Source organism: Caballeronia sp. J97 (assembly GCF_905220305.1).
Classification (GTDB): domain Bacteria; phylum Pseudomonadota; class Gammaproteobacteria; order Burkholderiales; family Burkholderiaceae; genus Caballeronia.
The window spans coordinates 103,581-130,508 of the sequence record NZ_CAJMZL010000014.1; the positions used below are offsets into that span (position 1 = coordinate 103,581).

Sequence of the window (26,928 nt, forward strand, 5' to 3'; positions counted from 1 at the left end):
TACGTCCAGGTCAAGCGCACACTCAGTCATTCTTAGTTTTTCGCGAGAGACTCGGCAAGCTGCGCGTCTTTTGCCGACGACGCTTTGGCCGAAACCGCCTAGTCCACCGACGACATGCGGCGCACGCTGGGCGGCCGGGCTTCTGGAAGTGAATGCAGCGCCTAAATCACAATCGCTCGATGGGGCAGAACGGTCGATTGGCGCGTGAAGCGCTGCGTGCGTCCGGCTTTACATTTGCGCCGGTTTCTCCTTTCATTCATGTCGACGCGTCTCATCCACCGGGCGTGACCTGACAAGGAGAAGAGCATGGCAAAGAAGGCTCCCACCAAGGTCGCCGCCAGGAAGAGCCGCACGGCGGCGAAGAAGTCGTCCAGGACGCCGTCCGGCGATATCGAACGCATCAGGCGGCTGATTCGCGCCGAGGGCGAAGCGCTGCTCAAGCGCCCGAACGTGACGAGCGTCGGCATCGGCATGAAACAGGTCGGCGGCAAGACGACGAACGTGCCGTCGCTGCAGTTCACCGTCGAGCAGAAGATGTCTCCGGAAGCACTCGATGCAAACGCGATCCAGCCGCTGCCCGAATCCATCGAGTTCGAGGGACGGCGGATTCCGGTCGATGTCCTGCAGCGCAGCTATGTGCCGGCGTTCAAGGTGGTCGCGCTCGAAGCCAAGCCGGCGAGAAAGGCGCGGCAGGATACGATCCGCGGTGGACTCAGCGTCGGCCACATTCGTTCGACCGCCGGCACCATCGGGACCATCGTGCGCGACGCCGCTTCGGGCAGGCCGCTCATCCTCAGCAACTGGCATGTGCTCTGCGGCGCATCGGGCGCGCCCGGCGACGAGATCGTGCAGCCGGGTCCGTTCGACGACGACCGCGTCGCGCAGAATGTCGTCGGCAAGCTGGCGAGAAGCCACCTCGGCATCGCGGGCGACTGCGCGGTCGCCACCATCGAAAACCGGCAGTTCGATCCGAAGCTGCTCGAACTCGACACGGCGGTGGCGAATATCGGCAAAGCGGAAATCGGCGATCTCGTGGTCAAGAGCGGCCGGACCACGGGCGTCACGTTCGCCACGGTCACGCGGATCGAGGCGCTCTTCAAGATGACTTACGAGGGCGTCGGCGAGAAGGCGATCAGCGGTTTCGAACTGGAGCCCTCGCGCGCGCACCCGGCGCCGGACAACGAGATATCCAAGGGCGGCGATTCGGGTTCCGTATGGATGGCCGTCGATCCGAAAACCGGCAAGGTCACGGACACCATGCTCGGCCTGCATTTCGGCGGAGAAGCAGACGGCTCGGAGGGCGAATTCGCGCTTGCCTGCTATGCGAATTCGGTCTTCCAGAAACTGGAGATCGCGCCTTATACCGGCGAGCCGGCGCAGCAGGCGCTCGCGCGCGGGCGGCGGGCGCGCGACAGTGCACGGGACAGTGCGCTGCGCACCGGCTTCGATACGGGCTTCCTCGACTTTGCCGTGCCGAAACCTGCCTTTTTGAAAAAGGTCGAGGACGATCTGCGCGGCCTGGACGGACAGGACGCGATCGATTACTGCCACTTCACCGTGTGGCTCTCCGCGTCGAGAAAGCTGCCGCTCTGCTGCGCGTGGAACATCGACGGCGGCGCGAAGAAATCGCTCGACAGAAAGGGGCTGGACTTCGTCAAGGACGAACGGGACGGCCTCGACGCGTTTCAGATCGGGAATGAACTGTACGAACGCAACGACATCGACCGCGGCCATCTCGCGCGCCGCGACGACCTCGTATGGGGGAGCATGGAGGAAGCCCGGCAGGCGAATCAGGACAGTTTCTTCTTCACCAACATGACGCCGCAGCTTCGCACGTTCAATCAGTCGAAGCTGAGCGGAAAGTGGGGGCTGCTCGAGAACGCCGTGCTCGACGATGTCGTGCTGCGCAAACTGCGCGTCAGCCTGATCGGCGGCCCCGTGCTCGATCCCGGCGATGCCACTTACCGCGACGTGCAGATTCCCCGGCAATTCTGGAAAGCGGTCTTCTTCACCGACGACGAAGACGGTTCGAACAAAGCGCGCGCCTTTTTGCTGACGCAGAACGATCTGCTCAAGACGCTCAAGCCGGAAGCGCTCGAACTCGAGGAATTCCGCTGGTATCAGGTCCCGCTCGGCAAGATCGAAGCGCTGACGGGCATTCGCTTCGCAAGAGCGCTTCACGGCATCGACACGAAGTTTCCGGAGAGCGTGGCGGCTCAGGCGATTCTCATCGAGGGCGGCAACTTCTTCGGCTGACGCGCCGACGCACGCGCTTGCTTACCGGGCGGCATCGCTGGTCGGGATCGGCGTGAAGGTGCATCCGGGCGTCTCGGGATGTTCGCAGCATCGGCGCAGCGCGTCGAGCGAGGCCTGATTGGCTGCCATCCACTGCGCCTCGCTCATGTTGTTGTCCGTGGGCATCCAGTGGCTCATCGGATAAGTGTCGGCGAGCTTGTTGTTGCCCGGCGCGTGCGTTCCCGCCGAGAAGCCGAGATAGTGCTCGCAGCTCTTCTCGGTGCCGATCCGGTGACATCCCACGCAAGTGTTGCCCGGCGTGCTCATCGTCTTCAGACGATGCATCTGGAACGCAGGTCCGATGCTGGAATACTTGCCCCAGGGATCGGTCGGCACCTTGTCCCACACCTGTCCGATGAACGGACTCAGGACGAACGGCCCGGCATCGTGGCATGCGATGCAGCTTGTCGATTGCCTGGCGACTTCCCCGGGCGTCTTCCAGAACTCGACCGCCGCGCGCTTTTCGCCGGGCGGCGTCTTTTCGTGAGGCGGCGGCACGCGCGAGGCATCGAAGCCGCCGTCTCTGGCCGGCGGCTTCGATTGAAACCAGCAGGTCTTGCCGTTGCCGGTGTGATGCAGCACGACGACCACCTCATCGAAATACGTGCTTGCATGAGCGACTTGCGTGTTCCGGCGGCAATAGGCGGAGATCTGAGTCGCGCCGCGTGACAGATCGAGAATCCTGGCGCCGGGCATGCACTGCTGAATCAGATCCTTGTCGGGACGCAAGAGCGACGGCCTGTCGCAGCGCGACGGAAACGCATCGGCGGCGACCCGCTTTCCGTCGACGGTGATGGGTATTTCGGTGCCGCTCGCGCAATCGAACGGCGGAATTTCGCCGATTTCCCGGGCGCATTGCGCGCCGTATTCGAGGATCGTCTGTTCGTGCTTGTCGGCGAGCGCCGGAGCGGCCGCGCCCAGGCATAGCGCGCATAGCAAAAGCACGGCGTGCGCGAGTCTCATGATCCGGCTCCGCCCTTGAGTTGCGCCTGCGCGACCTTGCGGATCGCTTCCCTGTACTTGATGTACCCGGTGCAGCGGCAAAGGTTGCCGCCCACCCACGTGTCGATCGCCTCGTCGAGCCGGTCGGCGGGCAGGCCGTATTGCCTGAGGTGATCCAGCATCGCCGTGGCGGCCATCAGAAAGCCGGGCGTGCAATAGCCGCACTGGAACGCGAACGATTCGAGAAAGCTCTGCTGCAGGGCCGAAAGCCGGCTGCCTTGCGCGAGACTCTCGACCGTATAGACGTGCTGATTGGCAACGGTGCTGACGGTCGTCGCGCAGGCGAGGGTCTTTTCCATCAGCGCTTCGGGCCGGTAACGAAGGCCCACGGTGCAGGCCCGGCACACGCCGATGCCGCAGCAGACCTTGGTGCCGGTCAGGTCGAGGCGCTCGTGAAGATATTCGGCGAGGCTCATGTCGGCATCGTCGGCGCTCACCGTCACTTCTCGTCCGTTGACGTGCAGCTTGATCGCGGCGTCGCTCACGTCAGCGCCTCCCGAATCATTTCCGGCGTGACCGGGGTCTGCCTGAACCGTCGTCCTGTCGCCATTGCGAGGGCGTTGAGCAACGCAGGCGCGATGGGGCACATGACCGCTTCGCCGATTCCGCGTGCGTCGTGCCGCTGATCGTCGTCAGGCGGGTCGAGCGCGTAGAGCTCCTGATCGGGCACGTCCGGCATGCGCGTGATCCGATACCGGTCCAGATTCCATCTGCCGTTGCCCGGGCCGTCGGGTCCCGGAGGACATGCTTCGCTCAGCACGTTGCCGATGGCCATCGCGACCGCGCCGTGCGATTGTCCCTTGACGATGTCCGGGCAGATCAGGCGGCCGGCGCTCAAGGTGGTCACGACGCGCTCGACCTTCACGCGTCCCGTGGCGGCGGCCACCGACACGGACACGAGCGCCGCCGCCGGTGCATAGTTGGTTCGCCCATATCCGACGATGACTTCCTTCGGCTCGCGCAGGATGCCGTGCGACACGGCCTTCAGGGCGTTCACGCTCGTCCCCGTGGCGATGAAGTCGCAGTCCATCAGGTGTACGCCCGATCTGAAGACATAGTTGCTCTTCCAGAAATCGCCGGCATAGGTGACATGGGCCGCGGCGACGGTGTCCCATTGCTTGCGGTTGATTTCGTCGAGCAGCCTGGACCAGCCGAGCGTCGGATGCCCCGCGGCGGTGAGGTTGCCGTCGACCCATTTCACGTCCCGGCGTTCGATCTTCTGGTCGCCCCAGATGCTTCGGGCCGCCGGCAAAATGCTGTGGAGCATCAGCGTCAACGCCGCGCGGTCGACGGCCTGATAGTGATGAAACGCGCCCAGGCACGCGCTCGACGACCCGAACGGACCGGACAGTCCTTTCGCATCGGAAAACTTGCCCCACTTGCCGAGATCGGCGGCCTTGAAGCCTTCGATTGCAAAGAAGACTTCCGCATCGCTCATCGTGATCTGCTGCGCATTCCGGCCGAGATAGCGGGCCGGCGCGAGCGCGAGCGTGGTGGCAGCGCCGTTGCCCATGTCGGTGTAATGCGTCAGCACGCGCAAGCCCGTGCCCGGGCCGATCTCCACCATCGCGAACACGCCGTCCTTCGCCGTTCCATAGGCCTGATTGGACATCGCCAGCCCGACGCCGTAGCGCAACTTGCTTTTCGCGCGCTCGGCGCGCGTGCGCGCTCTTCCGGTCCATAAGGGATGCGATTCCAGCCGGTTCAGATGCTGATTCAATTGCAGATCGAAAAGAATCTTTCCGCCCGTGATGGTCTTGCTGTCGGGCGCACCCAGCAGATTCATGCGCCGGATCTCGAACGGAGACTTTCCGAGCGCGCGCGCCGCTTCGTCGAGCAACGTTTCGATGGCCATGAAGGCTTGCGGGCCGCCGAAGCCACGTTGAGAACCGCCATAGAATTCCGGCGAGAAAAAGGTGACGCCTTCGGCGCTCGCGCGCGGAATGTCATAGCAGCTCATCGCGCTCATGGCCGCGAGATCGCCGACGGCGCCCGTGAGGTTTTGCCTGCCGCCGGCATTGAAGAGAAACTTGCCGGCGAGCGCCTGAATCTTGCCGCGCCGATCGAGCCAGATCGATTCTTCGAATCGCGTTTCGCAGCGCTTCAGGCCGACCTGAAACTGTTCGTATCGCGACATCTGCCAGCGCAAGGGCGCTTTGGCAAATCGCGCCGCCAGCCCGAGATAGCTCGGAAAGTACGACTTGTCGCGCCCGCCGAAGCCGCCGCCGGGATAGCACGCAATGATATTGACATGGCTTATCCGGAGGTCGCTGGGCTTGAACAGATCGGCGACGTTCGCTCCGTCGTCGTGTGGCGATTGCGTACCCAGAACCATTCGAAGGACTTGCGTTTGCGGATTGAACCACGCGAGCCCCGACTCCGGTTCCATGAACATCGGGTCCATCGCGGGTGTCTGGAAGATGCGCCCGTCCGCGGTTCCGAATTCGCGCCAGGCACCTCGCCGGACGTTATCGGCCGTCAGGATGGCGATCCGATCGCGTTCCCGCCGGCAAAGCTCCTTGAAGTCGGGCGTGGGATTGCCTTCGCTATTCGGCTTCATGTTCGTGTTCCAGAATCCACGCTCGTCATTGCGGACATAGATCTTTTCCTGGCTGAAGGTATCGGCATCGAACGAAGCGTGAGGTTTCGGGTCTGCCATGCCCGGCGCGCCGTACTGAATGACGGCGGGATTGAAATCGAGGATCTTCCTGGCGCGGCGATAGATATCGAAGTTCTCGAAGATCAGCAGCGCAACCGGTTGCCCATAACAGCCTGCCGGATGCCCCCGTCGGGCCAGCAGCTCGAAACTTGCGCGGTTGTCGGGATTGCGGTCGAGCGACATCGGGATCTGGTGTTGCGCGAGCGTGTCGCTGCTAATGACAGTGACCGGCTGCAGCGCGCCCGGCAACATGCTCAGATCGAAATCCACCACGACCTGATCGATGCGGTCGCATCGAAGCGCGTATAGCCAGTTTTCCTGCCTGGGCCAGCCTTCGAAATCGGCTGCCTTGAAATCGCGGGCGTAGACCTTCGCGCCCGTTACCTTGCTCACGCCCTCGATTCGCCAGCGTGCTTTTCCGGGTTCGGGCGCCCAGTCCGGTGTTGCGCCGTGCATGGCCGGATTGTCTGTGCCGGCCGCCGCAATGGCCGGATTCGAGCCGCTGTCGAGATCGCGCGTCGCGCAACCGGTCAACAGAGACGAGATGCCGCTGACCGTGACCGTAGCGGCGCTTCCACCGACGGCCTTGAGGAAGGTTCGGCGTGTAACAGGACATTGACCAGCCATGCTGCCCTCGACTTATGGTTATTCGCAACCGCAAGGATCTGCCTGCGCGATTCCCGCTCGCGCAGCGGCGGCTTCAACTCCTTTTCTCAAGACGAGCAAAAACGCACCGTTTTGAAACCAGTCGGCGATGTCCGCCCTTCTCAGTCGTGGCGCAGCGCGAAAAATGCATGGTGATCGGCTAGTTATGAAACTAGGCGATCGCGAGTCTCTAAACAAGTACTGAATGCAGCGGCTGTTCGTGCTCCGTTAGCGATCCTCTATGCCAGAAGCGATTGATCGAATCGAAGCGGACGATCGTAACAGCCGTATTCACCGTTTCATCCATGCTTATGGAGGCATCCTCAAGGAGGGCTGTGCCGCCCCTTTCCCTGTGGGATAACTGCCGTATCGAGCAGCTTCGGCTGCCGATTGTTTCGAAACGGAAGGGGTTTCCGCCTCCCGGTCTCATCACGCCGCCCCCGGGCGCCACGCGCACAACGATCCGAACTACAACGAGCACGTAGCCGCCCGAACCTGCGCCGCGCCTCGGACCCACGCATCCCCTCGTCATGCCCGGCCGTGCCTTCGGGGACGGTCGACTGGACTCATATCAATGCGGTCGGAGGGTGTATGCGTATCCAAGAAAGACAACAGGCGGCGACTCGGGGAATGCCGGTCTCGTCGTCCGGACATCGCGCGAAGAAGCGGCTTTGCGATTCCAATCGATTCGAGTTTTTATTCCTGTTTGTGTTGGCTGTCCTGATCGGATCGGTCCATACCATCGCGCACGCCGACGCTTCCAGGCCGCAGGCGGACTGGGCGCGTTTTCGCGCCGTGTATCCGTTCAACATGCAGGCCATCGCGATATCGCGGCCCGATGCGCAGGGTCATCGCACGCTCGTGATTTCCGAGCCGCCGGCGAGCGTCACGGTCGATGACCTGCGCAATCTCTCGCCGCTGATGAGCCAGATCGCGGTGAAGTCATCGCGCATCGGCTTCGACGGGCGTCTGTCGGACGCCGTCGTCGATCTTCCGCCGGCTTCGCAGGCCGATGTCGATTCGCTGGTGGCGTCGCTGTCGTCGCTGCTGTACGGCACGTCGTACAAGGCCTATGCGTTGCCGATCACCGACAATGCGCCGGTCGCGCACCTCGCCGGACTGGACGTCAGCCTCACGTCGAATCAGATCTGGCGCTGGCTCGTCGGCGACAACGCCGAGCGGGACGACGGCCCATGGACGCTCGAAAGCGGCGCGAAGGTCGCGCTGACGCTGCTGATCGGCGGCGCGCTCTGCTACGTGCTGCTGCGTCGTCGCCGCTTCGGGATGACGCTGATCGTCATGTTCGTCGGTGCATCGATCGTGGCGAACGCGTGGCCCGAGCGCGGCATCGAGCCGTCCGCCGGCGTGCTGCGCTTTCAGCCGCTGCAGGGCGGGGCGCCCGTCACGTTGCGCCGCATTCTCGAACGCGGCGCGCCGGGCGTGTATGCGTCGGCGGAGCGCGGGCTGGTCGTCTGGTGCGTCGCGCGCGATGCCGATCTTGGCAAGATGCGCGCGCAGGCGCGCGAGTTCGTGCTGGACGCGGATCTCGTGCTGGGCGGCGTCGGCTTCGGCGACCATGTGGCGATCATCGGACGCGAACGGATGAACAGTGTCGACGCGCTGCCGCCGTTGCGAGTGGAAACGGTGATGCTGCTCGCATCGGCGAACCGGAACGAGCTCGCGCAGAGCTATGAGCGCAAGTTCGCCTTCGCCGGTCGCGTCGACAACAAGCGCAAGCTCGACTGGGCGCCGATCTATCTGAGCGATCAACTCATCGACACCGAATATGGCAGCCTGCTCAACGTGACCGATCAGATGCTCAAGTCCTGGTCGCTGGGCGGCTCCGTGCGCTATGTCAACTTCAAGTATGCCGATCCGGCTTCCATTTCTCCGTCCACGCCGGTGCTCACGAAGACCGTGAAAGACGGCGGCTCGGTCACGTTCAACTGGAACACGAAGGGCGCCGGCTACGCGATCGATCGCGGCGGCTTCGACGTATATGCGCTGCATCGCACGGGCGCGCTGCCGATCGACTATCTCTCGCGCGACGCGCAGAACGTGCGCGATGCGGAGGATGCCGCGTACGACTGGTTCGGCACGCTGGGCGACGCGAATCTCGCGCGGGTGGTCGAATATGCGGCGCTGTATCAGTTGTTCGTGCATTTCGACATTCGCGCAAGCGCCGCGGCCGCGCCGCATGCGCCTCGCTTCAACCGCTTTCACGATGCGACCGGCCGCATGATCGAGAAGCTCGCGGCGCTCGATTTCTCCATGCGCGCGGGCGACGAAAAACAACCCGGCATCGCCGACTTCATCAGAAGGGCGCAGACCACGCAGAGCGCGCTGCGCACCTATCTGCAGAACGCCACGGACGCGCAACGCGACGCGTTGATCGATGCTGTCGCGGACCCCGTCGCGTTTCGCCTCGCGGTGTTCAAGGACGACGAACCGTCGCAGAAGATGGCCGGGCTCGCATCCAGGATTTCCGAGCTGATACAGGTCGTGATGCTCGACAGCGACGCCCGCTCGTCGGTGGCCGAAGCGTATATCGGCGACTGGAACAAGCGGCCCGACAAAGGATGGATCCGCACGCCGTCGGTGGTTTTTTCATCGGCCAGGATGCTGGGCAGCGACGTCACCGGAGGTCACAACCTGTCGGCCACGGTGCTCGAATACCGCGCGGGTTCGAATGTGCCGCGCGGCACGCTCCAGTTCGTCGAAAAAGACGGCCGCACGGTCGCGCTGTACAACGAGGCCGACCACGACGGCTTGCCCGAAGTCGAGCGCATTCTCGGCCGCGACCTCGGCAACCGCGATCCGAACCTGATCCAGCGAGACATCGAAAGCGCGTTCAAGCGCGCCGGCGCCGACACGCGCAATCTGAACGAAACGCTGCATCTGCCGAGCGCTGCGCTGGGCAATGGCGGACGTGGAATGGGCGGAGGCAGCGTGCCGCCGGGCGGTTATAGCTCCGGCTGGAGCTTCGCCGCGCAGCCCGGCGGCAGCACGGACGGCCATCTGCTCGCCGCGTTCGCGACCACGCGCGACGCGACTCAGTTGAAGGTGCCGTTCGTGATCGCGCGCGACGGGAAGATGCAGTTCTCCCTGCTCGGGCCGGACGGAGCGTATGTGCAGGCGAGCAATCCGCCGGCGGCCGTCGATGCGCTGCGTACGCTCGCCTCGCAACATCCCGACGGCATGATCCGCGTGCATTTTCAGGGCATGGATGAACGTTCGGCACGCTCGCTGCTGAACTCGGCCAAGCTGCAGGATCCGGCCGCAACGGAAGTGCGCCTGATCGCCACCACCGATGGCACGATGAAGCCCGCGTCCATAGAAGCCGTGCTGAACACGCGCTACGAGTGGAAGGCCGTGTCCGCCGTGCGTATCTCGCAGCCTTTCGAAGAAGCGGGGCGCGTGGCGGTCGACGTCGATCTCGCGATTCCGGCGGTGGCGAAGGAAGCGTCGATTATCGTGCGCATCCGTCTCTACTTCACCAATCTGAGGGACGCCGCGCTGGTCAAGCTGGAATCCATCAAGACGATGCTCGCGAATCTCGACAGCCCCGACATGATGTACGCGGCGTGGAAGCTGAAACAGGACCTGCATCAGGCCTACGGCTCGTTCGACGATCTGTCCATTCACATCATCGACAAGCAGAACAAGGACTTTTATCTGGTGAACCGTCCTTCCGGGGAGGCGTGCGATGAAGACGATCGTCTCGCCTAGCGACTGCGCCGTCGCCATCGGCGTGCCGCTGACGCGCGAGCGCTTCGTGCAGCGTTTCGATGCCGCGGAAGAGGGGAGTTTCATCTTCGAGTATCTGCAAAGCGGGCGCGCGCCCGAACGCGACGCGCACGCCGCGTGGAATCGCTGGAGCGATACGGCCGGCCAGATGGAACGTGCGCTGAAGCAGGTCGAGCGCAAGGGCGTGACGGTGCGGCGCGATGCGTCTTTGCAGGATCTTCTCGCGCTGATCGAACGCTTCGAAGTGGTCACGGTCGTTTCGCACTGGCGCAGCGCCATTTTCCGCCGCGCCGATCTGCCCGACCCGCAGGCCGTCGATATCGCGCTCGCGGATCCCGGCCATGCGCTGCACCGCGCGGTGATGGCGTCGACGAACGCGCCGCCGCGCGGCGACGACCGTCTCGCCGTCCTGAACCGGGCGCTGTTCGCCGATACGCGTGACGTGCCGCTCGCGCGGCCGCATCAGGCGCCGCCCGGCAGGCTGAGCGAGTTGCAGTCGCGCTGGCACGAACGGCGTCTGCAACTCGAAGCATGCGGGCCGGGCCTGTTCAGAGGCGGCGCGTCGATCGAATTTGCCGAGGGGCTGCAAACGGTGGAAACGATCGTCGCCGGCATTCCGAAGTCGTATGACCGGCTGCTCGATCTCACCGTCTGTACTTGCGTGCTGCTGGCCACGCGCATCAAGCAACAGGCGCCCGCATGCCACGTCGCGTGCAACGAGCAACTCACTTATCCGCTGCCGCGCATGCTGATGTACCGGTATGTCGTGGACTGGCTGTCAAAACATCCGGGCGCATTCGAAGACGCTGTCTTCAAGGTGCGCGCGCGCATTCAGAGCGAGGTCGATCATGAAAGAAATAAGGCGATTGCTGGACCGCTTTTTGGGCAGCGCACACTTCGGTGAAGACCCGGTGTCCGTGCCGGGCATGCCGCACGATCCGTCGGCCGACGAGGAGCGGCGGCGCGAACGCCGCGCGGCGCAGGAACGCCTCGTCGCCGATCTCGCGGTCGTTCAGTCGCGCAGCGACAAGTACTTCCACATGTGCATCGGGATGACGGTGGTTCTGTTCGTCGGCGGCTGTGTGCTGGTGTTCGCACACCGCGACAACGTCGCCGCCATCACGGCCTTGTTCACCGCGACAGGCGTTTCGCTGACCGCGCTTGCTTCGCTGATGTTCAAGTTCTGGCGAGGCAAGCTGTTCTCGGGGACGATCCTCGTGCTGGTGCGTAACCTGCCGCCGGAAGATCTGAGCGAGGTCATCGGCGTGTTTGCGGGGCGACTCGCGGACGTCGGGTGACCGGATGGGGCGCGCCGGCTTTCATCGCGCGTCGAAGAAAGTCGATGGCGGGAAGCCGGCGCAATGCGCGATCGTACGGCAGGTTCGACCTGCCGTGACGAAGTGAACTGCGATCGTTCGCCGGCCCGCGTCATGGTACATACGACGCGGGCTTCCGAACGGATCGCATCACGCTCACATGCCGACGTAACCCACCGGCTTCGTCGTGTTGCTCTTCGCGACGGTCGCGTTCGTCGACACCACATATTGCGGCGTTTCCGTCAGCGTCAGCGTCACCGAGCCGTTCGTGTACGGCACGCTCGATGCGTTGCCCATTGCGTCGATCAGTTGCACCGTGCCGCTAGTGCCGGCCGCATCGACCTTGAGCGTGTAGCGCACGTTGTAGGTGGAGCTGAACTTGCCGTTCGACGCGGGCCACACGTCGTTCTCGTGCGTCCACAGCGCGGTGATGACGCGGCCGCCGTTCAACTGCTGGAAGCCGTACGCATAGACGCCGACGGGCGTGTTGTTCACGGGACCGAGCGTCGTCGTGCCGTCGAGGATGCGCGTCATCGCGGCGATTTGCATCGCGGCGGGCTTCGGCGCGATGTTCGTCGCGTCGAGCGAGCCTTGCGCGTGGTCGAGGTCGAAGAACGTGCCGAAGCCGATCTCGTCCGGATAGTCCGGGCCGTAGAACACGTACGTCTGATCCGCGCCTTCGCCCAGCAGGATGATGTGCGTGCGCGCAACGACCGCACCCTGCGCGAACAGGATATTCGGCGTCGGGTAATTCGCGCCGTAGCTCGCGCCCAGGTCGTAGCTGATGCCCGTTTCCGTGACGAACAGCTTCATGTTCGGCTTGTACTCCTGCTGCATTTCCGCGCGCAGGCCACGCATCTGGTTGAACAGCGCGAGCGACGGATTCGCGCCGTTGTTCAGGGTGTAACGACGCTCCGGCGGATGCGACGGCGACGAGCCTTCATCGTCGTAGTAGCCGTGCGTCGTGACGCCATCCAGGTATTGCGCGAAGCCGAGCGGCGCGAGCGCGTTCAGGCGATACGTCGTGTGCAGCGGGAACGACTCGGCCGGGCCCATGACCACCGCGTGCGGGTCCGTCGAATGCAGGCCGTTATACGCGTGCTGATAAAGCGCGACGAGATTGCGGTCCGTGTCCTTCCACAACACTTCCGGTTCCCAGGTCACCTGGTAATAGTTGCCCGACATCGTCGGATAGTATTTCGCGCGAATCGACTCCGTTTCCTGGCCGAGGCGCGCCATGTAGTTCTGGAAGTAGTCGAGGTCGTTCGGGATATAGGCGCGGTCGGGGAGCAGGCCGTGCGTGCTCGCGCCGACAGGCATGCCGTCCAGACGCAACAGACGCATCACCTTGCCCGACTTGTAGAACGGATCGAGATTGTCCGCCGATGCAACGAACTCGAAGCGCTCGGTCTGCTCCATCATCGCCATCGAACGATCGTCGATCGTCCACGAGATGCCGAGCGCGGACAGCCCCGGGCTCCAGCCGTTGAAGCCCTGCATCCCGAAACGATGCTGGTCCTGCTTCTTGAACTGGACGGCCGGAACCGCAGCGGAGAGATCCGGAATCACGCCGAAACTGGCGAAGCCCGCCGGGCGCGTGCCCGAAGCACTCACCTTGCCGCCCGCGGTGGCGAGCGTCGCGGAAACCTGAAAATAGCCGGCGAGCGTCGATGTGCACGCGAGCGTGCTCGTCGTCGCACCGGCGGGCACCGCGAAGTTGCCGCTCGCGACTGTATTGCCGAGCACGTCGGCGATGGTCCATGTGAGCTTGTCGGCGCTGCGCGCGCGCGTGGTGATCGCGACGTTGACCTTCGCATTGATCGGGTACATGCGCGTGCCGTCGGAGTTCGGTGTATCGACGGTGATCAGGCCGCTGCCCGAGGACCCGGCCGCGGTCGTGGGCGCCGCGCAGGTCATCTGACGCGCCGCCGCTGCCTTGGCGGTGGCCTGCGCGGTCGCGTCCGCGCCGGAGGCTGCCGCGGAGGTCGCGGAAGCAGAGGTATCACCATCGTTGCCGCCGCCGCAACCGGCGAGCGCGAGAATCAGGGTCGAAAGATAAAGGGAGTGCTTTTTCATTAAGTCTTACTTCAATTACGGAGCGGTCTTCCAGACGCTCAGCGACGCCATGTATTCCATTCGGGGGCGACTCAGGCAACGGACAGGCGAGCGAGCGCGCACGAATGCGCTCCCGCTGGCTGCCGGCGCTGGGAGTCAGGACAAATGGGCTCGGAGAAACGACGGGGAGTCACCCGGAACACCGGGTGTCCAGTGGAAGGGGCAAGACATCATTCTTCGGTGGATTGCCTCTACGTCGGACGAATGATGCTTGAATGAGACTTAAAATCCCGTTACCTTTCGTAATATGATGAAACAGCCGGTAACGTCTGATGATTGAATTTGCAGTCCGACAGGACCGGCGACGCGGGATGAAAACGCCGCGTTAGCGCGCTTCCCCCGAAGCACGCTCCTGCCCGGGCGTCTTCGCAAAGAACTGCTTGTAGCAGCGCCCGAGATGCGATGCGCTCGCGAAGCCGCATTGCATCGCGACATCGAGCAGCGACAGCGACGATTCGCGAATCAGCTTCTGCGCCGCCTTGAGGCGCAGTTCGAGATAGAACTGCGACGGCCGGACATTGAAGTGTTTGATCCACATGCGTTCGAACGTACGGGGGGAAATGCCCGCCAGCGAGGCGATCGTCTTCATCGGGATCGGACGCTCGATATTCTGTTCCATCAGCGTCACGGCATGCACGATGCGCCTGTCCTCCACGCCATAGCGCCATTGAATCGCCATCTTCTGGCTTTCCTGCGCGGTGCGCATGCGCGTATGGATGAACTGGTCGGCCACTTCCGCGGCCAGTTGGTGACCGTGCTGGCGCGCGATCAGGTCGAGCATCATGTCGATGGCGGCCGTGCCGCCGCTGCATGTCATGCGGTCGCCTTCGATGCAGTAGAGATCGCGGCTCACGTCCAGCGACGGAAATTCGTCGGCGAGTTCCTTGAGCGCTTCCCAGTGGATCGTGCAGCGGCGCTTGTCGAGCAGGCCCGCGCGCGCGAGGATCATCGTGCCGAGGCTGATGCCGCCCAGTGTCGATCCCTTCGCGGCATAGCGGCGCAGAAACTCGAAGACCTGCGCATTGCGATAATTCGCCACGCCGATGCTCGCCACCACGAACACATGACTCAATTCCGGCGATGACGTGATCGCGAAGTCGGGCAGCAGCGCGAAGCCCGAGCTGGACGAAACCGGCTCGCCGTCCGCGCTGATCAGATGCCAGCTATACAGTTCCTTGCCGCTCACGCGATTGGCCGCGCGCAGCGGCTCGGTGACGGAGCTGAGCGCCATCATCGAGAAATGCGGAACCAGGAAGAAGCCCATGCGCTGGGGCTTGAGCGCCGCCTGCGCAGCGACAGTCGCCGGCGCGCGCCCCGAACCGGCAGCGCGTGCGATAGGCGGAATGTCGTTCGCGTTCATGCGTCAGGCCGGGCGCGGGCGCGTCAGCACGAGATCGAGCAGGGGCGTCGCGCTGACGTCGTGCGAATCGAGCACGTCGATGGCATGCTCCAGTTCGCGCGCCGACGCACCGAAGGTACTGCGGAATCCGGCGCGGATCGCTTCGGCGCCGAGCGGGCGATCGGGGTCGCCCAGCGCCTCTGTGGGACCGGAATCGAAACGCCGGCCGTCGAATAGTTCGATGCTCATCTCGGCGATGCGCTCGTTCGGAAACCGCGAAGTGTACGCCGCGTGCTCTTCGGTCTGGATGAGATGACTCAGGCGCAGCACTTCGTCGTCACGCAGCGCGTCGCCATGCAGCGCGTCGAAGCGTACCGCGCCGTGCTTCAGTGCCGCCGCGACCGGGAAGAGCAGGCTGTACTGCGCCGCCTCGGTGGTCGCCGGCGCGGCGTGCGCGAGACGCGTCGCATGATGGAACGTGCGCACCTTCACCGCGCGGATCTGCGCGCTCGTGAAGCCGTGTCTCGACCTGAGCGCGAGCGCCGCATCGATGGCGGGATGCGCCCAGCGGCAGACTGGCTGTGGCTTGAAGTATTGCTCCATGATGCACCAGCGTTCGCCGGGATCGTTCCAGAGGCTGCGAGTTTGTTCCTGTTCGATGGTCAGGGCCGGCGCACCCGTGAAGCCGCGCTGCGCCAGAAAGGCCGCCGACAGCCCCGCCATGCAGCCCCAGCCGGAGCCGTCCTTCACCATGGTCGGATGATCGATGCAGCGCATCATCTGGCTGCGCGGCCCGTGATACTCGGCGATGCCGAGCGCCTCGCGCGTCTGCCGCATGTCGAGCGAGAGGACGCGCGCCGCGAGTGCCGCCGCAGCCAGGGCATTCCATGCTCCCGACGTATGATAATCGCAGGCGCTCGCGTGCAGCGCAATGCCCGCGCGCGTGCCGAACTCATATCCGAGCACGACGCACGCGAGGAACTCGCGGCCGCTCATGTGCTGCCGCGCGTCGGCGAGCGCGAGCAGCGCGGGCAGCACGGTCACGCCGACATGGCCTTTGGTCTGCGCGTGGCCGTCGTGGCCGTCGCAACTGTCGATGGTCATCGCGCCCGCGAGACCGGCGCCGGGCGGGCTGGCGAGGCGGCCATCGAAGAGCATGCGCGAGCGCAACGTGCCGGGCGCGAAGAACTCGGCGGCATGATCGCGCGCGATAGCCGACAACGCTGTCTGCGTGCCCGCGAGCGCGACGCGAAGCAGATCGAGCACGCACAGCTTCGCCTGTTCGACGACCGTCGGCGGCAGCGCGTCGAAGGTCAGCTCATGAATGAACGCGATAGCGGATGTGCCCATCCGTCACGCTCCCTTGTAGACCGGCGCGCGGCGCTCGAACGTCGCGGCGATCGCCTCGCGATGATCCGCCGTGCGATGCGCGATGCCCTGAAACGCCGCCGACATCTCCAGCAGGCTCGGCAGGTCCATCCGCTGTCCTTCGCGCACGAGACGCTTGGACATGCGCAGGATGTCAGGCGGATTGCCGGCGATGTCGCGCGCGAGCGTGAGGGCGGTCTCCATCAATTGCGCATCGGGCACGACGCGCGACACGAGTCCCCATTCCTCGGCGCGCCGCGCATCGATCGCCCGGGCGGTGAAGATCATCTCGTTCGCGCGCGACAGACCGATTGCGCGCGGCAGCAGCCATGCGCCGCCATCGCCGGGGATGATCCCGACCTTCGCGAAACTTTCCGCGAAAAGCGCGCTTTCTCCGGCGATGCGGATATCGCACATCAGCGCGAGATCGCAGCCGGCGCCGTGCGCGGGACCGTTGACGGCCGCGATGCACGGCACGTCGAGTTCATGAAACGCGCGCGGGATGCGCTGGATGCCGCGCCGATAGTTCTCGCGGATCTGCGCGGAGTTGCCGGAAAACGTGCCGACGTCGTCGCGCATGTGCTTGATGTTGCCGCCGGACGAGAAGGCCGGGCCCGCGCCGGTCAGCACGATGGCGCGCACGGACATGTCGCCTTGCGCGCGCTCGAGGCAGGCGACGATCGCGTCGACCATATCCATCTCGGTGATGACGTTGCGGGTTTCGGGGCGGTTCAGCGTCATCGTGACGATGTGGCCGTCCTGTTCGTACAGTACGGGGTCGCTCATTGGTGGGCTCCTGCAAGCATGCTTTGATAAACGGCTCCGGCGAGTTCGTGACGCAGCACCTTGCCGCTCGGGTTCAGCGGCAGCTTCTCGACGAAGAAAATTTTCTTGGGGCGCTTGTAGGGCGCGAGGTCGTCGCCTGATTTGCAGAAAGCGGCGACATCCTCCTCGGTCAGCGTTGCGACGCTGCGCACGATGAACGCGGTCACCGCTTGCCCCCACTTTTCGTCGGGCACGCCGATCACCGCGGCCTCCTGCACACCGGGACAGTGATACAGCACTTCCTCGATCTCGCGCGGATAGATGTTCTCGCCGCCCGACACGATCATGTCGTCCGCGCGGCCCTGGAAGTGGAAGTAGCCCGCTTCGTCGACGCTGAAGAGGTCGCCGGTGTAAAGCCAGCCCGACTTGAACTTCTTGTCCGTTTCGACCGGATTGTTCCAGTAACCCGCTGCGAGTTGCGGCCCTTTCACGATCAACTGTCCGACCTCGCCCGGCGCGACCGTTTCATGCGGACCGATCACGCGCTCGGGATCGTTGCGGATCACGCGGCACGTGCTGATGAGCGTGGGCTTGCCGCACGAGCCGAGATACGTGAGCGCGTCGCGTGGATGCAGCAGCAGCGTGAGGCTCGCTTCGGTCATGCCGTAGCCGTTGAAGATGCTCGGGCAGAACTCGTCGATCACGCGCTGCATGGTTCTGGCGGGAATCGCCGCGCCGCCGGTCGTGATCATGCGCAGGCTGTGCGTGTCGATCGAGGCGAAGTCGGGATGAAACAGCATGTCCTGAATCTGCGTCGGCACCGCGAACAGCGTCGTGATCGCGTAGTGCGCAATCGCCTGCAGTGTCGCGAGCGGTTCATAGCGCGGCAGGATCACGTTGTGCGCGCCGACCATCATGTGCGGCACGAAATACGCCTGCATGCCGCCGACGTGATAGAGCGGCGCGATATGCAAGGCCGCGTCCGTGCTCGTCAGGCTGTACTCCATCACGCAGTTCGTCGCGATGGCGACATCGTTGCCGTGCGTGTGGATCGCGCCTTTCGGGCGGCCCGTGGTGCCGGACGTATAGACCAGCGCCGAGACATCGTCTGGTCCGAGACGCGGCAAAGGCGCATCCAGCGCACCCGCACCCTCGATGATCGCGTCGAGCGAATGGTGATGCGACGGCGACGCCGCGCCCTGGTTCACGCACACGTACGTGCGCAGATCGGGCACCGACTGCTCGATCTTCGTGATCACCGGCAACATCGAGTCGTCATAGATCAGCGCGCGCGCACCCGCGTCGCGCAGAATGAAGGCGGCTTCGTTCGCGGAGAGACGGAAGTTCATCGGCACCGCGATCGCGCCGAGCAACTGGCACGCCATATAGGCGGTCGGCGTCGCATCGGAGGTCTTCTGCAGGATGGCGACGCGGTCCATCTGGCGCACGCCGAGATCGAACAGCGCCTGTGCGAGACGGCGCACGCGCGTGCTCCATTGCGCATAGGTGAGCGAGACAGCGCCGCAGGTCAGCGCGGGTCGGTCCGGATATCTGGCGACCGTGTTTTCGAAAAGCGACGTGATCGTGAGCATGATGCGTGGTGGTGCTCTCTAGAGGGTGATCCGGATATCGGGAAGATCGCGGCCCGCGATCAGATACTTGGCGACTTCCGACGTGCCGCCGACGATGGTCAGCGCGCGGGCGTCGCGATAGAGCTGCTCCGCGCGGCCGTATTCCTTGGTGATGCCGTCGCCGCCGAGAATCTGCACGGTTTCGTTGGCGCAATAGTTGGCGGTTTCGGTGGCGACGAGCTTGGCCATCGCGGCTTCCTTCATCAGCGCCTTGCCGTCCACGCCTGCGTCGTACATCTTGGTGGCGCGATAGGTGATGAGTTCCGATGCGTCGATACGCCAGCTCATCTGCGCGATCTTGTCCCAGATGAGCTGCTTGCAACCCAACGGTTCGCCAAAGGATTTACGCGTTTGCGCGTGCGCCGCGGCGATATCGAACGCGCTGCGTGCCACGCCCAGACCCGAGCCGCCGAGAATCGCGCGCTCGAAGTTGAACATGCCGCGCATGATGCGAAAGCCGCCGCCTTTTTCACCGAGCAGATGATCCGCCGGCACACGGCAGTCCTCGAACTTCACTTCGCCGACGATGCAGCCGCGCCGGCCCATGAACGTATAGTTGCGCGGGAAACTGATTCCCTTCGCCTTCTTCGGCACCGCGACCGCGGTCATGCCGTCGCCGGTGAGTCCGTAGACGATGTAGACGTCGGCGACGGACGCGTTCGAGATATAGCGCTTGAAGCCGTTGATGACCCATTCGTTGCGCGCTTCATCGAAATCGATGCGCGTCTCCATGCCCGCCGAATCGCTGCCGACATTCGGCTCGGTCACGCAGATCGCGCCGATCGCCGTGCCTTCGAGGATCGGCGACAGATAGGTGTCGCGCAGACGCGCGCTCGCATGACGATGCAGCGGATATGCGCAGGACAGCGCCGTCGCGATGGTCGTCTCGAACGCGTAGTTGATGTAGGACGCTTCTTCGGAAAGGATCGTCGCGTGTGTGAGGCCCGGATGCGTCAGCGCGCCCCGATAGAGATCGGGGAACATCAGCTTCAGATAGCCCGCCGCGCCGAGCGCGCGCACGACATGCCTGACCGCGTCCCAGTCCTGACGGTCTTCGATATCGGCGGCGCGCGGCGCGAGCTCGCGCTGCAGGAAATCGCGGACTTCGGCGCGAAAGGCGCGGTCAGCGTCGTTGAGGAGATAATCACGCATGGTTGTCGGTCGTGAAGGTTCGGGTGCGTTGTGCATAGATGCGCGCATCGCGCACGGTGGGCAGAAGAAAACGCGCGCGGCGGACTGCTTCGTAATCCAGCTCGCCGACGACGAGACATTCGTCCTCGCCTTCTGCCTGCGCGATCGTCTTGCCGAAGGGATCGAGAATGCGCGAGCCGCCCCAGAAGGTCATCATTCCCTCGGTGCCGACGCGGTTCGCCATCACGATCGCGACACCGTAGGTGAGTGCGTAGAAGCGCAGGTTCAGGTCCCAGCCAGAAGGATTGTCGAAGCCTTCGCCCACTGCTTCGCGCGCCGAGCTGATCGGCGCGGCCAGCAGCGTGACGCCGTCGCACAGCAGGTCGTGTACGAGCGCGGGATTCCACAGGTCGTTGCAGATGGGCGTCGCGACACGCCAGTCGCCGTCGATCGCGTAGCCGCCGGGCTTCGTGCCTGCCGCGAAGTAAAGACCGTCGCGCAGCTTGCCGTAGGTGGCGAGCATCGTCTTGCGATTCACGTGCACCAGCTTGCCGTTCGCGACCGTCGCCTGGCTGTTGTAGAACTGTCCGCCCGGCGCTTCCTCGATGAAGCCGAAAGACACTTGCATGCCCGCGCTCGCCTCGGCGAGCTGGCCGATGGCGGCGTCGTCGCGCGTCATCGCGAGACGCAGCGCGTCCTTGCCGCCGCTATGGCCGTGCAGCGAGAGCTCGGGGAAGACGAGCAGGCGCACGCCGCGCTTCTTCGCATCGGCGATGTGATCGAGATGCCGCGCGAGATTCGCGTGCATGTCGCCGTATGCGGTATCGGTCTGTGCGGCGGCCACTTTGATCGTGGTCATGAGGTCGGTCCTTGGGTTTTGCCGAGGCGCGGGTCAGATCAGCCCGGACTCTTTCAGGAACTGGTTCGCGACATCGGAGAAGGATTTCTTCTGCACGTCGACGCTGGCGTTGAGGCGCGCCATCGTCGATGCATCGAGCTTCGCCGACAGCGCGTTGAGCAGCGGCCCGAGGTTCGGATTCGCATCGAGCGTCGCCTTGCGGATGACCGGCGTCAGCGCATAAGAAGGGAAATAGCCCTTGTCGTCCTTGAGCAGCACGAAGTTGAACGCGGGCACGCGGCCATCGGTGGCGAACACGAGCGCGATGTTCACCTGGCGATCCTTCAGCGCCTGATACGTGAGGCCCGTATCCATGCGCTTCACGTCGCCCTGGCTGAACTCGAAACCGTATTGCTTCATCAGCGGGCGCAAGCCGTCGGGGCGCGCATAGAACTCCGAGTTGCACGCGAAGGTGAGTTCCTTGCCGTCCTTGATCGCCTTCGCGAGATCGCTCATCGTGACGATGCCGAGCTTCTTCGCTTCGTCCTGGTTCATCGCGAACGCGTACGTGTTGTTCGCCTTCGACGGATTCAGCCACACGAGGCCCTTGGCCGCGTCGAGCTCCTTGACCTTCTTGTAGGTGTCGTCGGGCGAGAGGCGGTCATTGATCTTGTTGTAGGTGATGAGCGACGTGCCGGTGTATTCCCAGTACACATCGACTTGTCCGTTCTCCTGCGCCTGACGCAGCACCGCGCTGCCCATGCCGTCTTTCTTCGTCACCGTGAAGCCCTTGGCCTCCAGATAGCGCGCGGTCATTTCCGCCATCAGTTGCTGCTCGGTGAAGTTCTTGCCGCCGACGACCACCGAAGCGGCGCTCGCCGGGAAACTTGCAAACAGAGAAATAAGGATGCCGAATGATATTGCGAGTAACTTTCTCATGGTCTCTCTCGAGGTGGATGGATCAGGCTTGCGGATTCACGCCGCGCGAAACCAGCATGCGTTGCATCTGTCCGATGAACGCATCGGTCAGGATCGCCAGCAGCGCGGTCGGAACAGCGCCCGCGAGCAGCATGCCGAAGTCGTTCAGGTCGATGCCGGTGAAGATCAGTTCGCCGAGCCCGCCGCCGCCGATCAGGAACGCGAGCGGCGCCGTGCCGACGGTGATCGCCAGCGCCGTGCGGACGCCCGCGAAGATCACGTACAGCGCGTTGGGCAGCTCGACGCGCCAGAGAATCTGCCACGGCGTCATGCCCATGCCGGTTGCCGCTTCGATCAGCGCCGGGGGCACCGCGCGCAGACCTTCGTACGTGTTCAGCGCGATCGGCAGGAGCGTGGCGACCCACAGGCCGAAGATCGCCGGTATCGCACCGATGCCCATCACGCTCATCGCGAGTGCGAGCAGCGCGAGCTTCGGCACGGCCTGTCCTGCGTTGAGCGACTGCATCACGATCGCCGCGCCGCGCTTTTGCGACGGACGGCTCAGGTAGACGCCGGCGGGCACCGCGACGAGAATCGCGAGCACGCCCGCGACGGCGACCATCATCATCATGTGAAGGCCCTGATAGACGATGTCGCCGCGATACTGGCTGATGCTTTCCCACCAGCTGTCCGCATGCGCCTGCGTGCTGATCGCAGCAAGCAGCGCGAGTGAAAGCAGGCGTTTCATGCGTGTTCTCCCGCAGGCAGTTTCAGCATGTCGACGATGCGTTCCTGGCTGACATAGCCGACGAAGCGTCCGTCGTCATCGACGGTCGGCATCCAGGACGCGCCGCTTGCGAACATGGTCGACACCACGGTGCGCAGATCGTCCTTCTGACTCGCGATGGCCTGCACTGGCAGCGCGTGCGCCGCCGTGACCGCGCCGTCCACGTTCAGCAGGCGTTCCATCGTGATATAGCCGTGCGGTTTGTCGGCGGCATCGACGAGCACGATCTGTTCGACGCCGTGCCGTTCCATCATCGATCGGGCGCGCGTGCTGTCCTCGCCCACGCGCACGAGGCAATCGCAGGCGGACAGCGCATCGCGCGCACGCAACAGACGCAGACGCTTCAGCGCGCGATCCGTGCCGACGAAGCCCGCGATGAACGGCGTCGCCGGGCGCGCGAGAATGTTGTCGGGCGAGTCGAACTGTTCGAGATGACCGTTGCGGAAGATCGCGATCTTGTCGGCCATCTTCACGGCTTCGTCGATGTCGTGGCTCACGAACATGATCGTCTTCTTCACCTGCTTCTGGATGCGCAGGAACTCGTCCTGAATCAGCTCGCGGTTGATCGGATCGATCGCGCCGAACGGTTCGTCCATCAGCATCACGGGCGGATCGGTGGCGAGCGCGCGCGCCACGCCGACACGTTGCGCCTGCCCGCCCGAAAGGTCCTTTGGATAGCGCGTCAGATACGTGGCCGGATCGAGCGCGACGATTTCCAGCAACTCGGCCGCCCGGCGGCGCGCCTTCGCCTTGTCCCAGCCGAGCAGCGTCGGCACCACGCAGATGTTTTCCTCGACGGTCATGTTCGGAAACAGCCCGATCTGCTGGATCACATAACCGATGCGGCGGCGCAGCTCGACGACTTCGAACTCGTCGGTGTCGCGCCCTTCGAGATAGATCTTGCCGGAGGTCGGACGCACGAGCCGGTTGATCATCTTGAGCGTCGTGGTCTTGCCGCAGCCCGATGGCCCGAGCAGCACGCAGATCTCGCCCGCGCCCACTTCCATGTTGATGCCGTCGACGACCGCGCTCGCCGCGCCGTCGTATCGCTTGGTAAGGTTGGTGAGCTTGATCATGATTTATTGCGCGTGTCCGGTTTGTTTGCGAAAGCCCGTCATGGCGGTGAGGCGCAGCGCGAGGCTGGCGGCGCGGGAAGGGGCGCGAAGTCCCTTCGGCGTGAGCCAGCGTTGCACCCACGAAAGACCGATGTCGGCGGCGATGGCGAGCACGCTCACGAGGATCGCGCCGGCGATCAACTGTCGCGGGTCCGACTGCGAAATGCCGCGGCTGATGAGCTTGCCGAGACCGCCCGCGCCGATATAAGCCGCGATCGCCGCGATGCCGACGTTGATCACGACCGCCATGCGCACGCCGGCCATGATGATCGGCAGCGCGATCGGAATCTCGACCTTGCGCAGACGCTCGCCGGTGGTCATGCCCATGCCGCGCGCCGCTTCGCGCAAGGCCGGGTCGATGTTGGTGATCGCGGTGTAGGTGTTGCGCACGATCGGCAACTGCGAGTAAAGGAAAAGCGCGATGACCGTCGGCAGAAAGCCGATGCCCTGGCCGATCACGGAGAGGAGCGGGATCATGAGGCCGAACAGCGCGACCGAGGGAATGGTCATGATGATCGCCGCGACATACAGCACGATCTTCGCGAGCCGTTGGTTGACCGTGATCGCAATGCCGAGCGGCACGCCGGTGACGATCGCAAGGCCGACGCCCACACCGACGATCTCGATGTGCTCGCCGGTCATCCTGGCGATGCTGGCCAGGTTGTCCCAGATGAAGGCAAGGGTTTCCACTATGTCTCCTGAGCTCTTGAGAGCCATGTTTGCGTTTGGTGTCGCTATGGCCTAAACGATAGAGCGGAGCGGCGAGATAGGGCTACCATCGAGCCGACATTGTTTGTCACAAAAACGGCATGGCGTGTGCGTGACTATAAATGTGGCAATAAAATCAACGATCTATGGGATATAGGTGAATGTCCGGGTTTGCCGCGAGCAGGCCGCGGCGCTGTGGGTGCGAAGAGCGCGCGCGACGCTGACGAACGCGCGCACGCGCCATGTGCACCGACGCTTTCACGCGCCGGCATACTGCCCTCTCGTGCCCTTCAATGCGCTGCACATCGCGCCGACATGGCGATGATCCGTGCCGCAACATCCACCCACCACGTTCATGCGCGGCAACAACGCGCTCAGCGCGCGATACTGCGCGCCGAGCTCTTCAGGATTGCCATCGTCGAGGTCGGCGGATTCGTCCAGCTCTGCGTGACTGCGCCGTGACGCGTTCGCGCGGATGCCGCGAATGCGGTCGAGCCACGCGCCTCCATCGCCCAGCACGGTTTCGAAATGCGATGGATGCGCGCAATTGATCATGTAGTACGCCGCATAGGCGTCGGTTTGCGCATCGGCGCGCTCGATGACATCGCGCAGCGCATTGCCCGACGGCAAGCGTCCGTCCGTTTCGAGCGTGAACGAAATCGCGACGGGCATGCCGGCGCTCCTTGCGGCATCGATCACGCCGATGCCTTCTTCCGGATAGGTGATCGTGAAGGCCGCGACCATGTCCGCTTCGGTTGCTGCCAGCGTGTCGACCTGCGGCTGGTGATAGGCGCGCGCCTCGTCGCGGCTCATGCGTGAATCGATCCGGTAACCATCGCCGCGCGGACCCAGACAACCGCTAATCACGATGGGCGTGTCCGGCGTCTCGAACTCGGCGCGCACGCGCACGAGAAGTTCGATCGCCTTCCGGTTGACCTTGTCGAGTTCGGCCTCGGAATAGCCGAGCTTGCGGCCCCAGTCCTGATTCGCGCGCCAGGTCGGCGCTTCGAGCACGAGACCGATGCGCTCTGTGCGGGCAAGACTCGCATAGCGCCGGAAATACGCTTCGAGGCGCGCGGTGCCCGCGAGGTCCTTCAGCAGATCGAAAGCGGCGAAGCAAGGCAGCTCGATGCCGTCGTGAAAGATCAGCGTGGTCTCGATGCCGCCATCGGTCATGAAAAGCGCGTCATCGAGTTGGGGAAGGTGAGTGCGGTACTGGCTCATGGTCATGCTCCGTCAACGAGGTCCATATCGGAGAAATCGTCGCGATGCATGGGCGGCAAATTCGCCGAATGAAAGGAGGGAATACAACATGCGCGCGCGGGCGCGCGCTGCTGCGTGACGCGCTGGCGCGAAAGCCTTCCTTACACTTAAATAACATTGCGACGGAGCCACGATACGGCGAGCGCGCGCCCGACGCTAAAGCCATTTCGGCAACTTACCGGACAAAACGGCCATGAACGACCCCTCACCCGTGCGCATCTGCATCCTCGCGCTGCCCGAGACGTCGGCCTCGGTGGTGTACGGCATGTTCGACATGTTCATGTCGGCGGGGCGCGACTGGGGGCTTATCGTCGAAGGCTCGCCGGGGCGCGCGCCGATCGTGCCGCGCGTCGTGTCGCGCCACGGAGGCGCGTTCGTCGCCGGCAACAACGTGCGCATCACGGCGGACGCGCCGCTGGATGCGTGCGAGGATGCCGACGTCATCTGCGTGCCCGAACTGCTGGTTCCACCCGGCGAGCCGCTCGAGGGCCGCTTCGATGACGAAATCGCGTGCCTCAGACGCTGTCATGCACAGGGCAAGATCGTGGCAACCGCGTGCTCGGGCGCGATTCTGCTCGCGGAAGCCGGCTTGCTCGACGGCCTCGACGCGACGACACACTGGGCGTACTGCGATTTCATGTCACGACGATATCCGTCGATCAAGGTGCGCGCGCATCGGGCGCTCGTGGCATCGGGCGATGGCGAACGGCTCATCATGGCGGGCGGCGGCACGTCGTGGCTGGATCTGGCGTTGTATCTGATCGCGCGGCTGGCAGGTATCGAAACGGCCATGCAGACGGCGCGCATCAATCTCGTCGACTGGCACGACGTCGGCCAGCAACCGTTCGCGCGGTTGGCGCGCACGCGTCAGGCGGAAGATGCTGTCATCGCTCGATGCCAGTCGTGGATCGCCGATCACTATGCCCAGCCTTCGCCCGTCAGCGCGATGATGCAAGTGAGCGGCGTGCCCGAGCGCTCGTTCAAGCGACGTTTTCAGCAGGCGACGGGCATGTCGCCGCTCGCTTATGTGCATACGCTTCGGCTGGAAGAAGCCAAGCAGATGCTCGAAACCGACAGCCAGCCGATCGAAGCCATTGCCAATGAAGTCGGCTATGAAGACGCGGGATTCTTTAGCCGTCTGTTCACACGGAAGGTGGGTCTTACGCCGGCGCAATATCGTCGCCGTTTCGGCGCGATGCGTGACGCCATCACCTATGTTAAGGATAACGGATGATTTGGCGTCCCGCGAATTCCTTTTCCTTCGACCGTCGAATGACGCCGCCAGC

General features: G+C 64.1%; 20 protein-coding genes. 5 read left to right on the forward strand and 15 right to left on the reverse strand.

Going from position 1 to position 26,928, the window contains the following annotated elements:
- Positions 1-306 precede the first annotated feature (306 nt).
- A complete protein-coding gene (locus U4Y90_RS19180; protein WP_321796829.1) occupies positions 307-2,256 on the forward strand; it encodes a DNA/RNA non-specific endonuclease in 1,950 nt (649 codons plus the stop codon).
- A gap of 21 nt (positions 2,257-2,277) precedes the next feature.
- On the opposite strand, the gene U4Y90_RS19185 is transcribed toward U4Y90_RS19180, so the two are convergent.
- From U4Y90_RS19185 to U4Y90_RS19195, 3 genes are read right to left on the reverse strand one after another with little or no spacing between them, the layout of a single operon-like run.
- Entirely contained in the window at positions 2,278-3,258 is a 981-nt protein-coding gene (locus U4Y90_RS19185; RefSeq protein WP_321796830.1) for a hypothetical protein, read from the reverse strand.
- On the reverse strand, positions 3,255-3,782 hold the full coding sequence (locus U4Y90_RS19190) for a (2Fe-2S)-binding protein (RefSeq protein WP_321796832.1): 528 nt from the start codon (positions 3,780-3,782) through the stop codon (positions 3,255-3,257). Before U4Y90_RS19190 ends, U4Y90_RS19185 begins: the two co-directional genes overlap by 4 nt.
- Complete coding sequence (locus U4Y90_RS19195; RefSeq protein ID WP_321796833.1) at positions 3,779-6,583, reverse strand: xanthine dehydrogenase family protein molybdopterin-binding subunit; 2,805 nt, start codon at positions 6,581-6,583, stop codon at positions 3,779-3,781. Before U4Y90_RS19195 ends, U4Y90_RS19190 begins: the two co-directional genes overlap by 4 nt.
- Before the next feature lie 726 nt (positions 6,584-7,309).
- On the opposite strand from U4Y90_RS19195, the gene U4Y90_RS19200 reads away from it, so the two are divergent.
- Genes U4Y90_RS19200 through U4Y90_RS19210 form a run of 3 tightly spaced genes read left to right on the forward strand, consistent with a single transcriptional unit; the run spans position 7,310 to position 11,646 of the window.
- Positions 7,310-10,330, forward strand: a complete 3,021-nt coding sequence (locus U4Y90_RS19200) for a hypothetical protein (RefSeq protein ID WP_321796834.1) — start codon at positions 7,310-7,312, stop codon at positions 10,328-10,330.
- On the forward strand, positions 10,308-11,252 hold the full coding sequence (locus tag U4Y90_RS19205; protein ID WP_321796836.1) for a hypothetical protein: 945 nt from the start codon (positions 10,308-10,310) through the stop codon (positions 11,250-11,252). Before U4Y90_RS19200 ends, U4Y90_RS19205 begins: the two co-directional genes overlap by 23 nt.
- On the forward strand, positions 11,215-11,646 hold the full coding sequence (locus U4Y90_RS19210; RefSeq protein ID WP_321796838.1) for a hypothetical protein: 432 nt from the start codon (positions 11,215-11,217) through the stop codon (positions 11,644-11,646). Before U4Y90_RS19205 ends, U4Y90_RS19210 begins: the two co-directional genes overlap by 38 nt.
- A 174-nt stretch (positions 11,647-11,820) precedes the next feature.
- Here the strand turns inward: U4Y90_RS19210 and U4Y90_RS19215 are convergent, their stop codons facing one another.
- The 12 genes from U4Y90_RS19215 to U4Y90_RS19270 form a co-directional block, all read right to left on the reverse strand.
- Positions 11,821-13,740 carry a hypothetical protein gene (locus U4Y90_RS19215; protein WP_321796839.1) on the reverse strand — a complete coding sequence of 640 codons (1,920 nt, stop codon included), beginning with the start codon at positions 13,738-13,740 and terminating at the stop codon, positions 11,821-11,823.
- Positions 13,741-14,104: 364 nt separating this feature from the next.
- A complete protein-coding gene (locus tag U4Y90_RS19220) occupies positions 14,105-15,139 on the reverse strand; it encodes a GlxA family transcriptional regulator (RefSeq protein WP_321796840.1) in 1,035 nt (344 codons plus the stop codon).
- A 3-nt stretch (positions 15,140-15,142) separates the two neighbouring features.
- Complete coding sequence (locus tag U4Y90_RS19225) at positions 15,143-16,468, reverse strand: MmgE/PrpD family protein (RefSeq protein ID WP_321796841.1); 1,326 nt, start codon at positions 16,466-16,468, stop codon at positions 15,143-15,145.
- Between the two features lie 3 nt (positions 16,469-16,471).
- Positions 16,472-17,272: a crotonase/enoyl-CoA hydratase family protein gene (locus tag U4Y90_RS19230; RefSeq protein WP_321796842.1), complete on the reverse strand. Its 801-nt coding sequence runs from the start codon at positions 17,270-17,272 to the stop codon at positions 16,472-16,474.
- Complete coding sequence (locus U4Y90_RS19235; RefSeq protein WP_321796844.1) at positions 17,269-18,843, reverse strand: class I adenylate-forming enzyme family protein; 1,575 nt, start codon at positions 18,841-18,843, stop codon at positions 17,269-17,271. The genes U4Y90_RS19230 and U4Y90_RS19235 overlap by 4 nt, the downstream gene beginning before the upstream one ends.
- A gap of 18 nt (positions 18,844-18,861) precedes the next feature.
- Positions 18,862-20,034 (reverse strand): acyl-CoA dehydrogenase family protein, encoded by a 1,173-nt coding sequence (locus tag U4Y90_RS19240; RefSeq protein ID WP_321796845.1) that lies wholly within the window; start codon positions 20,032-20,034, stop codon positions 18,862-18,864.
- On the reverse strand, positions 20,027-20,872 hold the full coding sequence (locus U4Y90_RS19245; protein ID WP_321796847.1) for a nitrilase-related carbon-nitrogen hydrolase: 846 nt from the start codon (positions 20,870-20,872) through the stop codon (positions 20,027-20,029). The genes U4Y90_RS19240 and U4Y90_RS19245 overlap by 8 nt, the downstream gene beginning before the upstream one ends.
- Positions 20,873-20,905: 33 nt before the next feature.
- Positions 20,906-21,790 carry a glycine betaine ABC transporter substrate-binding protein gene (locus U4Y90_RS19250; protein ID WP_321796848.1) on the reverse strand — a complete coding sequence of 295 codons (885 nt, stop codon included), beginning with the start codon at positions 21,788-21,790 and terminating at the stop codon, positions 20,906-20,908.
- Positions 21,791-21,812: 22 nt separating this feature from the next.
- Positions 21,813-22,517: an ABC transporter permease gene (locus U4Y90_RS19255; protein ID WP_321796850.1), complete on the reverse strand. Its 705-nt coding sequence runs from the start codon at positions 22,515-22,517 to the stop codon at positions 21,813-21,815.
- The gene (locus tag U4Y90_RS19260) at positions 22,514-23,632 is read right to left on the reverse strand and encodes an ABC transporter ATP-binding protein (protein WP_321796852.1); all 1,119 of its coding nucleotides are present in this window, start codon (positions 23,630-23,632) and stop codon (positions 22,514-22,516) included. Before U4Y90_RS19260 ends, U4Y90_RS19255 begins: the two co-directional genes overlap by 4 nt.
- Positions 23,633-23,635: 3 nt before the next feature.
- Positions 23,636-24,361, reverse strand: coding sequence for an ABC transporter permease (locus tag U4Y90_RS19265; RefSeq protein WP_321796853.1), 726 nt, complete (start codon positions 24,359-24,361; stop codon positions 23,636-23,638).
- A 276-nt stretch (positions 24,362-24,637) separates the two neighbouring features.
- On the reverse strand, positions 24,638-25,603 hold the full coding sequence (locus tag U4Y90_RS19270) for a homocysteine S-methyltransferase family protein (RefSeq protein WP_321796854.1): 966 nt from the start codon (positions 25,601-25,603) through the stop codon (positions 24,638-24,640).
- 232 nt (positions 25,604-25,835) lie between these two features.
- On the opposite strand from U4Y90_RS19270, the gene U4Y90_RS19275 reads away from it, so the two are divergent.
- Complete coding sequence (locus U4Y90_RS19275; RefSeq protein ID WP_321796855.1) at positions 25,836-26,876, forward strand: GlxA family transcriptional regulator; 1,041 nt, start codon at positions 25,836-25,838, stop codon at positions 26,874-26,876.
- Positions 26,877-26,928 lie beyond the last annotated feature (52 nt).